10 protein-coding genes and 3 pseudogenes are annotated in these 15,119 nt (G+C 54.8%); 7 read left to right on the top strand and 6 right to left on the bottom strand.

Annotated elements, in window-relative coordinates:
* Window positions 1-61: 61 nt before the first annotated feature.
* Window positions 62-601, top strand: a complete 540-nt coding sequence (locus H6973_10810) for a Uma2 family endonuclease (GenBank protein MCP5126087.1) — start codon at window positions 62-64, stop codon at window positions 599-601.
* Between the two features lie 134 nt (window positions 602-735).
* Here H6973_10810 and H6973_10815 read toward each other — a convergent pair.
* Window positions 736-1,773 (bottom strand): annotated as a pseudogene (locus H6973_10815) (IS4 family transposase).
* Between the two features lie 146 nt (window positions 1,774-1,919).
* Between H6973_10815 and H6973_10820 the strand changes: the two are divergent.
* The gene (locus H6973_10820; protein MCP5126088.1) at window positions 1,920-3,107 is read left to right on the top strand and encodes a putative DNA binding domain-containing protein; all 1,188 of its coding nucleotides are present in this window, start codon (window positions 1,920-1,922) and stop codon (window positions 3,105-3,107) included.
* Between the two features lie 34 nt (window positions 3,108-3,141).
* On the opposite strand, the gene H6973_10825 is transcribed toward H6973_10820, so the two are convergent.
* The gene (locus H6973_10825) at window positions 3,142-3,435 is read right to left on the bottom strand and encodes an HpcH/HpaI aldolase/citrate lyase family protein (GenBank protein ID MCP5126089.1); all 294 of its coding nucleotides are present in this window, start codon (window positions 3,433-3,435) and stop codon (window positions 3,142-3,144) included.
* 9 nt (window positions 3,436-3,444) lie between these two features.
* Here H6973_10825 and H6973_10830 point away from each other — a divergent pair.
* The 4 genes and pseudogenes from H6973_10830 (at window position 3,445) to H6973_10845 (ending at window position 9,980) form a co-directional block, all read left to right on the top strand.
* A pseudogene (locus tag H6973_10830) lies at window positions 3,445-4,392 on the top strand (IS5 family transposase).
* A 1,043-nt stretch (window positions 4,393-5,435) separates the two neighbouring features.
* Window positions 5,436-7,163 (top strand): hypothetical protein, encoded by a 1,728-nt coding sequence (locus tag H6973_10835; protein MCP5126090.1) that lies wholly within the window; start codon window positions 5,436-5,438, stop codon window positions 7,161-7,163.
* Between the two features lie 62 nt (window positions 7,164-7,225).
* A pseudogene (locus H6973_10840) lies at window positions 7,226-8,400 on the top strand (IS630 family transposase).
* 218 nt (window positions 8,401-8,618) lie between these two features.
* Window positions 8,619-9,980, top strand: a complete 1,362-nt coding sequence (locus H6973_10845; GenBank protein MCP5126091.1) for a hypothetical protein — start codon at window positions 8,619-8,621, stop codon at window positions 9,978-9,980.
* Between the two features lie 341 nt (window positions 9,981-10,321).
* Here the strand turns inward: H6973_10845 and H6973_10850 are convergent, their stop codons facing one another.
* Window positions 10,322-11,407 carry a helix-turn-helix domain-containing protein gene (locus H6973_10850; protein ID MCP5126092.1) on the bottom strand — a complete coding sequence of 362 codons (1,086 nt, stop codon included), beginning with the start codon at window positions 11,405-11,407 and terminating at the stop codon, window positions 10,322-10,324.
* A 263-nt stretch (window positions 11,408-11,670) separates the two neighbouring features.
* On the opposite strand from H6973_10850, the gene H6973_10855 reads away from it, so the two are divergent.
* Window positions 11,671-12,060 carry a hypothetical protein gene (locus tag H6973_10855; GenBank protein MCP5126093.1) on the top strand — a complete coding sequence of 130 codons (390 nt, stop codon included), beginning with the start codon at window positions 11,671-11,673 and terminating at the stop codon, window positions 12,058-12,060.
* Between the two features lie 64 nt (window positions 12,061-12,124).
* On the opposite strand, the gene H6973_10860 is transcribed toward H6973_10855, so the two are convergent.
* The 3 genes from H6973_10860 to H6973_10870 are packed head-to-tail and all read right to left on the bottom strand — an operon-like array spanning window position 12,125 to window position 15,119.
* Window positions 12,125-13,045, bottom strand: a complete 921-nt coding sequence (locus tag H6973_10860; GenBank protein ID MCP5126094.1) for a CoA ester lyase — start codon at window positions 13,043-13,045, stop codon at window positions 12,125-12,127.
* Window positions 13,046-13,050: 5 nt separating this feature from the next.
* On the bottom strand, window positions 13,051-13,893 hold the full coding sequence (locus tag H6973_10865; protein MCP5126095.1) for a MaoC family dehydratase N-terminal domain-containing protein: 843 nt from the start codon (window positions 13,891-13,893) through the stop codon (window positions 13,051-13,053).
* A 5-nt stretch (window positions 13,894-13,898) separates the two neighbouring features.
* Window positions 13,899-15,119: a CoA transferase gene (locus H6973_10870; GenBank protein MCP5126096.1), complete on the bottom strand. Its 1,221-nt coding sequence runs from the start codon at window positions 15,117-15,119 to the stop codon at window positions 13,899-13,901.

The following is a 15,119-nucleotide window of genomic DNA, read 5'->3' on the forward strand; positions in this document are numbered from 1 at the left end:
GACTTGCAAGCGCGCCACGGACTAAAATTAAAGCCGTTACCGAATCAACCTGGAGAGTCGCATGCAAGCCGCTGCTAAAATCCTGCCTGACGTCAGCGATGCGGACGCCTTCCTCGCTTGGGAAAACCAGCAGGATACCCGACACGAGTGGATCGATGGCCGGATTGTCGCCATGACCGGCGGCACTTTTGCTCATGCCCGCTTGATCGTGGCTTTGGCAGCGCGCCTCTATCACCATCTGCGGGGTACGCCCTGTACGGTTCTCACCTCGGATTTCAAGGTACAAGCCGCTCAGGATGTTTTCTATCCCGATGTGGTCGTGACCTGCGACCCCCAGGACGATCAGGATTTAATCTGCAAAAATCCGAAACTGATTATCGAAGTTTTGTCCAATTCGACCGCACAGAAGGACCGTCAGAACAAGCGTCTCGCCTACCAACAGATGGCCAGTCTGGAAGAGTATGTCCTGGTCGCGCAGGAAGTGCGGCACATCGAAGTTTATCGCCGCGCCGAGCAATGGCAGCGCGTCATTCTGATCGGCGGGGCGGTTGAACTGCGCTCGGTGGATTTTTCTTTAGACCTGGATGAATTATACATCTGACTGACAGGTCAGGGATTGTCTGCTATAACAACCCCTTACCACCTATCAGTTTCTCATCACGGGGCAAACTCGATAGAAGGAAGGTAAAGGTTGTTGCATTTGTAGCTTCCGGTGGATTGCGCGCAGACCCCGGGTGAACCAGGAAACGGCGCTACGGGCGAGTTTTCGAAAGGTCCAATGGTGAGGATCGGTCTGTTCTTGCGTCTTTTTTCCAGGGGCGTGGGGTGATCGTGGGCCTCCTCTTGACCGACGCGCACGCACCAGTACATGGCCAAGGCCATGATCAGCAGCAACCGATCGAGCCGATCAGCGGCCTGTAACTGCGTGTCTTCTAATTGAAAACCGCGACTTTTGAAATCGGAGAACATCGGCTCAATGCCCCAGCGACTTGCGTAATCCCGCACGGTCGCCCGATTCGGCGGGTCATTCATGGCGATGATCCAGGGTTCCGGGTGGGCCCCCTCATGCCAAATCGCCAGATTCGTCGCGACCCCTTGATTGAATAACCGCACATTGGGCAGATAGCGCTCGGTTTGCCCTGTGGCAAGCACCCCGGTCGTGGTCATGTCTCCAAACCCTGGATCCACATTGAGATTGCCTTTCAATCGTAACCGATAATGCCAACCGGACTGCGCGTGAAGCCACGCGAATAAATCCACCGAGGGATAAAAGCGATCCGCCGAAAGCAGCACCTCGGCTCCCGCCGGGAGCCACGCTCGAACTTGTTCTAATACCGCTTTCTGGGCCGCAAAACCCAGATTGGCCGGGCCGGCTTCCACCCGCCAAGCAAGGGGTAAGGCCCGATCGCCGATCCCAAGGCTCACCATCAAAATCGCAAAACGATCCCCCAAATCGGTTTGATCCAGACTCAAAATAATCGTTTGTCCCTGCTGGCCCGTCGCCGCCAAGGTTTGGCGCGCCCACGGTTCCAGCACTTCCGTACTCGACAGCAACGGATTCTTCAACAACCGCCGCAGCCACTGCTCGCGCATATCTTGCCGTTCGGTCTCCAAGGGTAGGAGATTGGCGAGTTCCACCGTATTCGGGGTCTGGGCTTCCAGGATGGCGCCCACCGCTAAAGCTAGCTTGGCGCGTACCGTCTTGCGTAGCGTCGGGTGGGCAGCTCTCAACCCCGCTTCGATTTCTGTTGCCAACTGCCGAATCGTTCCCATGATCCCCTCATGATGTTCGTTAAACTCATAATCCTAGTCTAACTCAGAACTGATAGGTGGTAAGATAACAACCCCGCCAGCCGCGCCCGCTCCACCGTGGTTTGACACATTTACCGAGTGCATAGATGGACATGACGAAGATCATAATGAGCAAACACGATCTGTTAGCCGAGTTTGCCCAAGGCGAAAGTCAGCACCGGGAATTCAAACGCCAATTGGAAAATCCGGAAAGCGTGGCTGGAGAAATTGTAGCCTTTGCCAACAGCGAGGGCGGTTGCCTGTACTTTGGCGTCGCTGACGATGGTGCGGTTGTCGGCTTGACGGATAGCGCGACCACATTCCAATCCCTGACCCATCTCTGCCGGGATCGCTGTATTCCGCCGGTCAGCCCGGTATTAGAACAACACACGGTCGAAGGCCGCGATATTGTGGCTTTGACGGTCCTGTCGGCGCTGAATCGGCTGAAACCCTACCGCACGGCGGGAGGGCGGTTTTATATCCGGGTCGGCAAAGATAAAAAGGATGCGACTGGTCGAGAGCTGGTGCGGATTGCCCAGGCCGCGGGCGAATTGCACTACGATGAAAGCCCGGTTTGGGAGACCACGCTGAACGATCTGTCACAAGATGCCTTTGCCGCCTATCACGAGGCGCAATTTGGCCTGTCGCTGGGAGAGCAACTGGAACAAAGCCGGTTAGCGCTGGAGACGCTGCTGCACAATCTCCGGCTGGCGGCGGAAGTCGATGGCGAGTGGCGGTTGACCGTGGCTGGTTTGCTGATGTTCGGCGTGGCGCCGCAGCGCTTCATGCCGCAAAGTCGGTTGTCAGCAGTCGCCTTCGCTGGAGTAGATGAGGATGCCGACATCCTGGACCGGCGGGAAATCACTGGACGGTTGCCGGAAATCATTACCGATACCCGCCTATTCCTGGAGCGGAACATCCGCCAGCCAGCGCGGGAACTGGGCTTCCAGCGCGAGGACCTTGCGTTGTACGACCGCAAGGCGCTCGGCGAGGCCGTGGTGAACGCGATTGCCCATCGCGATTACAGTTTCGGCGGTTCGCAAGTCCGGATCTTCCTGTTTTCCGATCGGGTGGAAGTGCGCAGCCCCGGAGGTCTACCCAATTCGGTCACCTTGGAAAACATTCGCTTGGGCGTTCATGCCGAGCGCAACCGGCGACTGGCAACCCTGTTGACGCAACTGGGCTATATGAGCGCGATTGGCACCGGCATTCCCCGACTGATCATCCGGCTGTCCCGCCTGCTGTCGGGAAGAGAGCCGGATTTTGAGTTGATCGGTGAAGAGTTGCGGGTCCGGATTTGGGCGAAACCGGTATGAGGCTGAGTGCATTACCCTCTACCCCAAACGCACACTACAACAACCCCGCCAGCCGCGCCCGCTCCACTGTGGTTTGACACATCCGCAGCGAAGCAACGTCGATCATCTTGCCCTTGACGCTGAGCGCGCCCCGGCCTTCCTGCCTTGCCCGCTCATACTCACTCAAGACCGTTTGCGCCCAAGCCAGCTCCTTTTCCGAAGGCACAAAGGTTTGATTCGCTAAATCGATTTGGCTGGGATGAATGCACCATTTACCGTCGAAACCCATCGCGCGGGCGATTTTACAGGCTTGCGCGGCGTTGTTGCATGAATAGCAAGCTGTCCCCATTATTGAGCCATGAACAGTGAAAAGCAAAGCTATCGAATTCGGAACTGGCGCGAGTACAACGCGGCGCGGGTTGCTCGTGGGTCATTGACGGTATGGTTTGACGAAGCCCCGATCAGTCAGTGGTACGAACAGGAGACGACGGGCCGGCGTGGGGCCTCCAACCCCTACTCGGGTGTTGCTATTGAGTGTGGGCTGGTGATGCGGGAAGTTTTTCATTTACCGTTGCACGCCACCGAGGGGTTTATTGGATCGTTGGTGAAGCTATTGGGATGGCCCTTGAAGGTTCCGGATCACCGTACCTTCAGCCGCCGGGGTCAGGACTTGGAGGTGTTGATTGGGCGTAGTGCCAGTACTCAGGCGTGGCACATTGTGATCGATTCCAGCGGACTGAAAGTTTACGGTGAGGGCGAATGGAAGGTGCGTCAGCAGGGGGTTGGCCAGCGGCGTACGTGGCGCAAATTGCACCTGGCCGTCGATGCGGATAGCCAAGAGGCGATCGCGGTGGAACTGACCGCGGCGTTTGTCGGTGATGCCGAAGTATTGCCCGACTGACTCGATCAACTCGACCCGCACGAGCCGATTGAGGCCGTCTCGGCCGATGGCAGCTACGATACCCGGCGCGGCCATGAGGCGATTGGGCAGTGCGGTGCCCGCGCCTTGATACCGCCGCGCGAGGGCGCGGTCGAATGGCCCGATGTAGCCGATGGGCAGACACATCCGCGCACCGCCATCCTGCGCCAGTGCCAGCAACAGGGCGAGAAGCACTGGAAGCAGACCCGCGGTTACCATCGGCGCCGCCTGGCCGAAACGGCGATGTTTCGGATCAAGACCCTGTTTGGCCCGAAGTTAAAAAACCGTCGTTTTGATACCCAAACCACAGAAGCCTATGCCCGAGTAGCGGCCATGAACATTAGGACCCGACTCGGTATTCCGGATAGCTATGAGGTGGCCGCTTGAACGCTCAGCTTAGGGGGCATTTCGGCCAGAATCAGATTCGTACAACAAAGCCGGCTTGCGCCGATGCTTTGCAAAGTCCCGTAGGAAAATTTTACAGTTTCTGATGGTTTCTATCGCACCCTAATCTACAGCAGACTCAACCAAGTTAATCTACTGCTTTATATGTGTTTTATTTTGAATTGAATACCCTAACCTCTGTCCTTTTCCCGCTTGTGGGCGAGGCTTTTCATACAACTTCGTGGTTTTGGGTTGTCGGTAAATTTTACAAGTAATAAAAATATTACAAAATCTGAGTATATAGATGGTCTTTTGTTGTAGGTTTTAGCAATAGATTACTTATATTGTAACAAAAAAATACATATAATAGTGTCACTTAATTGCTAAGTAAGTTAGCTTGTTCTTGCTTATTATTATATATGATATTAATTTTAAAAAATTTAATCGCATCATTAACCGCCACTCCTGTTTTTTTAGCCTACATAACTCTAAGAATTTTTCCAAAAATGGATTTATTAATTAAGAGACACTAGGTCTCCAAAATATGCATAATTTTTGTAATTAATGTTATTTATTTAATCTAAAAGGTTATGGTTTATCAGCAATGGTATTGCGAGATTGTCAGAATTTTTTACAGTTATCCTAGAGTTTTTAAGTCAAGAATTTTTTCAATTAATTAATATTTATATGTATTTTTAATTGGTTTTTTTTTTGCATAGCTATTCGTGAGTTCTTCCGATCTTTTCTATCCTCGGATTCATACGCTCACATCAGACGCGACAGCGGGGATGGGTGGTCGCACCAAATCACTAAAGAAGCGAGTTCTGATTCGTATTTTGACCGGCGGAAGTTGGCGAGAACTCATCATTTGTCACTATGGAATAAGGAGCTAAGCATTTATGAGCATATGGCTTGACTTTCGAACGGATTGTAGAGGTACTGCGATTTATTTCTTACTTCTGACCATCCTGTTCTTGACCACGTTGCTTCCGGCTACTGTGGCTACCGCCCAGCAAGATGGGGACCCTCACCCTTCGGCTCAAGGCATGACGACACGCGCAACCTCGGGTCCGCGCACTTCGCCTTTTGATCCGCCTGAGAAAGATAGCTTTGTCGCTGACTCTGGCCCAGGGTTGGATACAGGTTGTACATTCAACACTAGTCCGCCACTAACCATCGACGTGATGATCGACCGAGCGGTTGGTCCTGTTGATGCCCAAGGCTACCTCATCGATGCCGCCCCTCTTATTGCAAAGGGGATCATTCCTTCTTCGGTGTCCATATCGATGCCCGCCTATGATGTGGATGTTAATGGCGCTCCGCCTCCGGAAAGAGATGAAGTGGCATTCAACGGCGAGAACATTGGGCTTTTGACTGGCGATGACAACGTATGGAAATTCAATTCGTTTTCTGTACCGATTACCAAAGTCAAGTTCCCTGCCCCGCCTGCTCCAGGGGTGGCCCCGGTTCCGCGCGCCAACCGCATCGTTATTACAGTGGACACGCTTGCCAGCAATCGCTGGTGTACGGCCATTGACTGGGTAGCGCTGACCATCCCGATCAAGCCGAAGCTGGCGCTGACCTTGGAGCCGGTTGCCGGAGCCAGCAATCCGATCCGTCAGAACAGCTCTAATGACTTGATCAACGTGATCTACAAGCAAACGGCGGACGCCAGTTGTAACATCCAGGAGGATATTGGGCCAATTGATGAGTATCCCTTCTCTGGTCCATCAGAATCTGGGTGGTTCGGGTTCGGTTCGGGTGAAGCTAAAGTGCGCACCAAGGTTGAGCCATGTCCTGTTGGCAGCTTGCCGGATCCAGAAATTACTTTGAAATGGAGCATCGCCGGCACATCGCTGCAGGGAACCGAGACCTGGTCAGGTCTGGAAGGTGAAGCAACCATTACCATGCCAAGTGCGGTTGGGGCGTACAACGTAACGTTTGAATACACGGTCGATGGTGAAACGCTGCCTACGGTTACCAGAAAACTTTATGTGACGAAGCGTTCGCCAACGTTGAGCGCCCCGCGTCTATCCTGGTACAAGCATGCCACGTCTTGGGCCTCGGGATTGAGTGACGAGACGAGTATTCTCCGTAATCTTCTAAGCGGGCTTTACGGATACGGGCAAGCCAATTGGCGGTACGGATACGACTTCGGTTCTGCGGTGAAGTGTACGTGGGAAGACCTTGCTGCAGATCCGATCTCCTGTAACTATGCTGACTGCTATGTTTTCAGTGAGGTCTTTGAAAATATGGCAGGCACGTTGGGAATCAGTGGTCTTTCTTCCCGAAGCCCTCAAGGCGCACATAACCGGGGATTTGTAACTACGGGTAGTCCTTCCCTAGACCCGGCCTTTCCGGGGAGTGCGCGCCCCTTTGTCGGAGGAGCTTATGATCGTTACGTCTTCAGCAGTCACAGTCTACGTAAACGAGGCTTTTTCTCGTCGACCTATTACGATGCTACCTTCAATGGTATTTATTCCTCGGAGACCCAGTTTATCGCGTGGAATTTTAACAACGCCTCTCCTGGTATCGAGGGCGGCGAATTCTATGTTCCTACTGATGAAGGAGCAAAAATCTTCCCGCTTAGCGTGAAGGCATATGATTCTTGGGGTGCGTACAAGTACAAGGGTCCTGTGAAAACTTTCCGTGCCTTGAATTTAGGAGCCTCAACGATGGCCTTAGCCAGCCCTGACTTAAATTTTACCGGAAACGCAAGCTTCAATCCTGTAGATCCCGACAGTGATGGAGTGTATGAGGCCCTAGTGGGCTGACACAGAAGTTTTGACAGGTAGCGGTGGGTGCCCTATGGTTGAGATCAACAGGAGGAATCACCATGGCCCACAAGTATCTGGTTGATCTAACTGAAGAGGAGCGGGAAGACCTGCTGAAGGTCATTCATAAAGGCAAGGCAGCGGCGCGCAAGGTTGCCCGTGCCCATGTGTTGCTGCAGGCTGCGGAAGGGGCGACGGATGAGGCCATTGCCCAAAGCCTTCACTTGGGGATTTCGACCGTTCATCGTACCCGTCAACGGTTTGTCGACGAAGGGTTGCTGGCGGCGTTAAGCGAGCGGCCACGAGTCGGTTTGCCCCCGGCCTTGACCGGCAAACAGGCCGCCTTTCTGGTCGCCTTGGCCTGTAGTACCCCGCCCGCTGGCCGTTGTCAGTGGACTCTCCAATTGTTAGCGGACCGCTTCATGGAACTCCGGCCCATCGAAGCCATTTCCCGTGAGAGTGTGCGGCGCATCCTTAAAAAAACGACCTCAAACCCTGGCAACGTCAAGAATGGTGTATTCCCAGTGTCAGTCCCGATTATGTTTGGCATATGGAGGATGTGTTGGACCTGTACGCCGAACCCGATGATCCTCAATACCCCCAAGTGTGCTTCGATGAAAGTCCGGTGCAATTGACCAGCGAAACCCGCTGTCCTCAACCCGCCCGCCCGGGTCAACCGGCGCGCTATGACTGTGAATACAAACGCGAAGGCACCGCCAATTTATTTCTATTCGTACAACCCTTGCGCGGGTGGCGTCATGTTAATGTCACGAAACAGCGCACCAAACGCGATTTTGCCCAGCAAATGCAGCAACTCGTTGATGTGTACTTTCCGAAGGCGGAGCGAATCCGGTTGGTCGTGGATAACCTCAATACCCACACTCCTGCGGCCTTGTATAGTGTCTTTTCTCCAGAGGAAGCCCGCCGGATCACCCGCAAGCTCGAATTTCATTACACCCCCAAGCATGGCAGTTGGCTCAATATGGCGGAATGTGAGTTCGCTGTTCTCGCCGGCCAGTGTTTGAATCGCCGCATTGCGAACCTCGAAACTTTGCGGAAGGAAATCGCCGCTTGGCAAGGCCCACGCAACCTACGTCAGACCAAAATCCACTGGCAGTTCGGCACCGACTTGGCCCGGGTCAAACTCAAGCGCCTCTATCCTCCCTTGAAATCTTCTGAAACCCCGGTGGACCTAGAAACCTCTGAACCTGTCAAAACTTCTGTGTCAGCCCACTAGTCGTTGATGTTGAAGTCAACATCTCTACGCCAGGCTCCTACACTGTGTTTGGCGTCCTCAAGAAAAATGGTCAAGTTGTTGCTAACGTGCCGAGCTATCAACTTGCGAATTTCACTTCCGACGTCGTTGGGGACCAGCCAGGGATCCATACTGCTACGCTACAGTTTTCCGGTGAACGAATTCGTGAATATGGAGAAAACGGACCTTACGAGGTTGAGGTGTTTGGTATTGGGGTAGGAACCGTCCCAGCCCAAAGTGTGTTTGTGACTCCTGCTTACGACCACACTCAATTCGGTGAACGCTCCAGCCGTATTAACAGTGCCAGCGACTCGGCAACCGATACGGACAGCGATAATCGCTACGACTACTTGGTTGTCGATGTCGAAGCGAGCGTCTTAAACGCTGGGACTTATGTGCTGCAAGGCACACTGCTCAAGGCCGGCAATACGATTGTCAATGCGTCGGAATCCTTTACGATCGGAGCCGGGAGCCAGACGCTGTCTCTGAAATTTCCCGGCGTATCGATCTTCCGTACCGGCCAAAACGGTCCCTATGAAGCAGTCATTGCGCTGTTCAATGCGAACGGCGAACGGCAGGACGATATCGAGTTTCTGACCCAGCCCTATGACCATACTCAGTTCGAGGGGCTCTTAGATCTAACGGGCGCATTTAACGCCCAAGGCATCGACACCAATGGCAATGGCCTCTACGACCTGCTCAGAGTCGATTTCGGAGCGGACGTGCGCGCTGCTGGGAATTTCTTGATGTCAGCCGCTCTGAAGAACCAAGTCGAACCATTGACGGTTTATGCCGATGTGCTCATCAGCCTGAGTGCAGGACCCCAGACGATGACAATCAATTTCTCAGGACCGGAGATCAACAGCCAAGGTATCGATGGCCCCTATGTCATTGAAGTATCTCTGCGAGATCCAAATACCTATGAGGAACTCGATCGAGTCGTGCTCGGCCAACCGACGGCTGCGTACAGCCATACGGACTTCGATCCGCTAGGTGGTCCGAATCCGATCAAGCTGACCGGTCACTCCGCGGACCAAGGCATTGATAACAACGGTAATGGTCTGTACGACTTGTTGCAGGTCAGTGTCGAGGTGGATCTAGCTAACTCCGGTTCTTATGTCTGGAGCGCCCGATTGATCGATGTTCAAGGAACCGAGATTGGTTTTGACTCCCGCAGCGGATTCCTTAATGCAGGAACCGGAACCATCGACTTCTACTTTAACGGGCGGAATATCGGCCAAAACGGCATTGCGGGTCCCTACTATGTCAAGGGTTTGCTGATGTCCGGGCCAGCAGGCGCGAATCTGGTCAGTTCCGAGGTCGCCAGGACGCAAGCCTACAACGCAGAAGCGTTCGAAGGGTTCGTTGTGCCACAGAAGGGTGATATTGATGGCGATGGCGATGTGGACTTGGATGATATGAACGCCGTGCTTGCGGCAAGGAACACACCCGCATCCGGACCGAATGATCCACGCGACCTGGATGGCGATGGCATGATCACCGCCTTGGATGCGCGCCAACTTCGGCTGCTGTGCAGCAGACCGAACTGCGCAACTCAGTAGTAAGCAGGGCTAATTCAATTGCCGAACCCTGATCACGAGAAGTTCTGGCCTTAATAGGGTCAGGATTTCTCGGGAGAAGGGCTTGATATGACAAATTCTGGAGAAAAGTAATGCACAATGGGTTCTTCAAAAGGGCAGCGTTAGCCTTTGCTCTCTTGACTGTTGGGTTCGATGCTGGAGCCATCACGATCTCGGTCGTTCCTGATACCCAGACAGTCAACGCTGGGGACGCCTTAAGCGTCGATATCCTGATTTCGGACTTGGCGCCGGGTAGCCCTCCGCCAGGGGGCGCTCCCTCGCTGTCAGAATTCGATATTGATCTGAATTTTGGGTGGTGTCCCTCAGTTTACGTGATGAGCATCGTCGAGTGCGGGGAACAAGTGTTTGATGGTTTCCAAGGTATTCAGAAACGGTGCGGGTACCCGAAAGCCCAGCAACTCCGCCGTGGTCCAGATATGATCGGTCATCCCCGCCGCCATGGCCGGCGTGACAGGCCGCCATTTACGGGGCGATCCGTTGCCTCGGGTCGGTTCCGGGGTGGGCAATTCCTCACGCAGGCTCAGGTGGGGCAAGCAGAAATGGTAGTAAGCCAACGACAGCCACACCTGCTTTTCCATCCACGACCGTTGCTTGGAAAACGCGGTCGTCTTGCGAGCCAACCGCCGATTGTGTTCGCGCCAGGCCAGGTTATCCCGCTCCACAAAGCTCGTGTTGATCGTCGTGCTGGTGGCGGATGCGGCCAATCGCGCCTGAAGCTCGTCCGCGCTTCCCCAGACCCTCTTACGGGTCACCTCGACCACCCGTCCTTTTTCACGTCGCTTAACCACTTGAGCATACAGCAAATTCGGCGGTGGGCGGCACCGTGGGGCCGGATATCGTCCTCGCGTCCCTTGGCGCTCGGGCTGATACCATTCCCCATAGGCATGGAGCAAGGCGCTGGGATAGCCCGGCCATTGGTCGCTAGTAAAGAAGGGGACGTGATCGTCGGTCACATACACCACGCGCTCCAGGAGCAGGTTCGCCTGAGCCTGCGTGCGCTGGCCCACGACAAACCCTACCACCAGGCGCCATTCGGGCGCAAAGGCGACCCACACCCAAGCATCGCCATCCGTCTCGCACCATTGCTGCGCCATCGGCAGATTCTGGTCCTTGGTATGGACAAAGCTCCACAATTCATCCAGTTGACACTCGGTCACCGTCAGCTCGCGCCAATGGGACAAAACCACCAAACGACATTGCTGGGCGGCCCGAGTCAACCACGCACAAACCGTATCCTTGTCGATCTGGACGATTCGTGCCGTACCCTGGATGGAATTTCCCTCCGCCAACGCCCGCATCGCCAGTTCGAAAACGGCGGGGTCGGCCTCGAGGTCAAAATACGCAGTTCCGTACGTCAAGGACACTCTCCTCCCGCACGAACGACACAACGCCTGCTTTTTCCCGTGACTGGAACCATTTTTGACCAACAACCCTTGACCAAAGGGCCGACCGTAGTGGTGACAGGAACGATTGGGGCAGTAGAGCGTTTCCCACTTCATAAGATCCCCGGTCAGTGATTAACACCACAATCACAATGAGGATACATGTTGTCGTCGTCACTGGCTTAGCTCATCACGTAAACTGAGGGACACCACCGAATTTTGATCCTGGCGTTTTATCGATCGATACGACCGACAGCAATGGAGATACAGTGATCGATAGCGTGACGCTCGATCCGACCGGTGAGATGGATCTCTTCGGACTCGGACTCAACTTCGTCTTCGCGGATCTCACCGCTCCGAACACCTTGAATCTTTTCAACCTGTCATTGGATCTTCCAGCCGATCTCGATTTACTGCAAAGCAGTTCATTTATCCTCGCCTCGATTAATTTCACAGCGTCGAGTTCCGGAACCAGTCTGCTTGGGATTTCCATCAACACGTTGGGCGACTCGTCGGGTCTGCCTCTGACTGCGAGTATTCAAGGCGGAAATGTGACGGTAGCAGGGGGAGGACCATCTCCGATACCGATCCCGTCTTCGCTCTGGTTGTTGCTGCCAGGATTGGTAGGCATCGTTGCCCATAGGAGGCGTAAAGGCTAATTTGATAGCAATCAGGGTGCGGCTCGTGTCGCACCCTGACGTTCATCGTTGGTGAAACATCCAATTAGCTCAACAACCCCGCCAGCCGCGCCCGCTCCACCGTGGTCTGACACATCCGCAGCGAAGCAACGTCGATCATTTTGCCCTTGACGCTGAGCGCGCCCCGGCCTTCCTGCCTTGCCCGCTCATACTCACTCAAGACCGTTTGCGCCCAAGCCAGCTCCTTTTCCGAAGGCACAAAGGTTTGATTCGCCGCGTCGATTTGACTGGGATGAATGCACCATTTACCGTCGAAGCCCATCGCTCGGGCGATTTTACAGGCTTGCGCCAACCCTTCCGGGTTTTTGATCCCGGCAAACGGCCCGTCGATAGCGCGCTTGTTATAGGCGCGGGCAGCGGTAACGATGGAATGCATGACGTGATGCCAGCGGTGGCCGGGATATACGGCATCGTTTTCGTCCAGTTCGCCGATAGATTCCATCGGCATCCGCACCGAGGCTGCATAATCGCCGGGACCGTAAATAAAGCCCTCCAGCCGGGTAGAGCAAGCGGCGATGTCCCGGATATTGACACAGCCCGACGCGGTTTCAATCAATGCTTCAATGCCGATGGGCCGCGCAAACCCCCGGTAACTCTCAATTTGCGTGAGCAGGGTTTCCACTACGTACACATCTTCCGGACGGTTCACTTTCGGCACGACGATCAAGTCAATGCAATCCCCGGCGGCTTCCACGACCTCGATCAAATCGCGGTAAGCGTAGTGGGTGTCCAGACCATTGATCCGGTACATGCGCAGTTTATCGCCGAAATCCAGTTCCTTGAAGGCGCGCGCCACGTTCGCCCGGCTGGCCTCTTTTTCATCCACCGTCACTGCATCTTCCAGATCGATGCAGACCGCATCCGCCTTTGAAGCCGCCGTTTTCTGAATCATGCCCCAATTGGATGCCGGAACCAGCAATACCGAACGCTCCAGTCTCTCGCTCATGTTCTTCATCTCCAGGATACGGTTGCCTGCATGGTCATATTGCCCTCGGTGTTGATCGCATAGAGATCATGACCGCCATCGGATCTGGATCGGCCACCCAGACGCACTTGATCGAACGCAAAAAGCGGTCGAACCGCCCTGAATTCATAGTGGGCCGGTTTGCGACCGGGATTTTTTTTGCGCGCTGACTCCAGCAGCAACAACGCCTGCAAGGGGCCATGCACCACCAGACCAGGATATTTTTCCACTTCGGCGGCATAGTTGATGTCGTAGTGAATACGGTGAGCATTGAAGGTCAATGCGGAAAAGCGAAACAGCAGCACCGGATCGACCGCATACTCCTCTTGCCACGCCAAGTCTTCCGGTGCGGGATTCGGCGGCGCAGAAGCATAGGTTTTGGGCATTGGCAAATAGACGATATTCTGTTCTTCATCAATCGCTACGCCGCTGGCCGAACTGATTGAGTGCTTGACCGTCACGAAAACCATTTTGCCGGCTTTGCCTTCCTTCTCAGAAATCTTGAGAATCTCCGACGTTTTGGTGATTTCCTCGCCAATCCGCACATCCTGGTGAAAAACCAGTCGCCCGCTAGCCCACATTCTCCTTTCCAAAGCAATCGGCGGCAGGAAACCGCCGCGCCGAGGATGGCCGTCGACGCCGATTTCCGACTGGGCGACTAGGGGCAGGAAATACAACCAGTGCCAGATTTCCGGTAAAGGCGCGCCTTCTTCGACGGCAAGCTGCGGATGATCCAAGGTCAGGGCCAGTGCTCTAACGGGTGTTGGATAGATTCGATCCTTTACCTGTTCGGTTTTGCCGATCCAGTCCTGTAGATTGACTTCGCTCATATCAGTTATACCACTCGCTTTCTTTTCAACTCGGCGATTTGCTGTTCGTCCATGCCGAGCAGGCCGGTCAACACTTCTTCCGTATGTTCGCCCAGTTTGGGGCCGAGATGCCGAATTTCTCCCGGCGTCTCCGACAGACGGGGAATCGTCGTCGGCACGATGATGGTCTCGCCCAGATCCGGCTCGTCAATAGCGGTCAGATTGCGGCGGGCGTGGAACTGGCGGTCGCCGAAAATATCAGCGATGTTGTTCAATGGTCCCGCCGGCGCGCCCGTTGCGAAACAGCGTTGCAGAATGTCCTCGCGATTCAGCGAACCGCACCAGTCTCGGACAATCTCGTTCACATCGTGGCGGTTCTCCAGCCGGGTCTTTTGATCGCCGTACAGGCTGGACGAAGCCAGTTCTGGTCGGCCCATGGCGCTGGCCAGACGCTCGAAAAGCTTATCGGTTGCGCAGGCGATGGCGATCCACTTGCCGTCCTTGGTGGGAAAATGCCCATAGGGACAGGCGAAGTCGTTGTGGGTTGGCCCATGCCGCTCCCGCACCATGCCGAACATGCTATAAGCCGGCGCGAGTTCATCGGTACAACGGAACACCGATTCATACAAGGCGGCGTCCACATACTGACCTTCGCCGGTCATTTCGCGATGGCGCAAGGCCATGAGAACGCCCAGACAACCATAGAGTCCGGTCAGGTAATCGCCCAGCGTCGTCGACCCCGGCGTCACTGGCGTTCCCTTGGGCATTCCGGATAGATAGGCGATGCCGCCCACGGCGTGGGCGACCCGGGCAAAACCCGGTCGATCCTTATAGGGGCCGGTCTGGCCGTAACCCGTGACTCGAAGCATGATCAAGCCGGGATTCACTTCGCGCAACGCTTCCCAGCCGATGCCCCACTTTTCCAACGTGCCAGGACGGAAATTTTCGCAAACCACATCCGATTGTCGCACCAGGTTCTTGAAAATTTCCACACCTTCCGGGCGGTGCAAATCCACGGTCACCGATTTCTTGTTACGCCCCTCGCTCATCCAGGTCAGGGTATCGCCGCGCGCCGTCGGCGTACCAAATTTACGCAGGGGATCACCGCCAATGGGATGTTCGACCTTTAGCACTTCAGCCCCAAATTCCCCGAGGATGCCGGCGCAGTAGGGTCCGGCAATCACGGTTGCCACGTCGATGACCCGAATTCCGGCCAGCGGCAATTCGGTCTTGTTATGGTCGGTCAT

The organism is Gammaproteobacteria bacterium (assembly GCA_024235095.1).
GTDB lineage: Bacteria > Pseudomonadota > Gammaproteobacteria > Competibacterales > Competibacteraceae > UBA2383.

Excerpts from the sequence above, each read along its gene's own strand:
- H6973_10810 (MCP5126087.1), top strand. The coding sequence starts at position 62 with ATGCAAGCCGCTGCTAAAATCCTGCCTGACGTCAGCGATGCGGACGCC.
- H6973_10820 (MCP5126088.1), top strand. The coding sequence starts at position 1,920 with ATGAGCAAACACGATCTGTTAGCCGAGTTTGCCCAAGGCGAAAGTCAG.
- H6973_10825 (MCP5126089.1), bottom strand. The coding sequence starts at position 3,435 with ATGGGGACAGCTTGCTATTCATGCAACAACGCCGCGCAAGCCTGTAAA.
- H6973_10835 (MCP5126090.1), top strand. The coding sequence starts at position 5,436 with ATGACGACACGCGCAACCTCGGGTCCGCGCACTTCGCCTTTTGATCCG.
- H6973_10860 (MCP5126094.1), bottom strand. The coding sequence starts at position 13,045 with ATGAGCGAGAGACTGGAGCGTTCGGTATTGCTGGTTCCGGCATCCAAT.
- H6973_10865 (MCP5126095.1), bottom strand. The coding sequence starts at position 13,893 with ATGAGCGAAGTCAATCTACAGGACTGGATCGGCAAAACCGAACAGGTA.
- H6973_10870 (MCP5126096.1), bottom strand. The coding sequence starts at position 15,119 with ATGACCGACCATAACAAGACCGAATTGCCGCTGGCCGGAATTCGGGTC.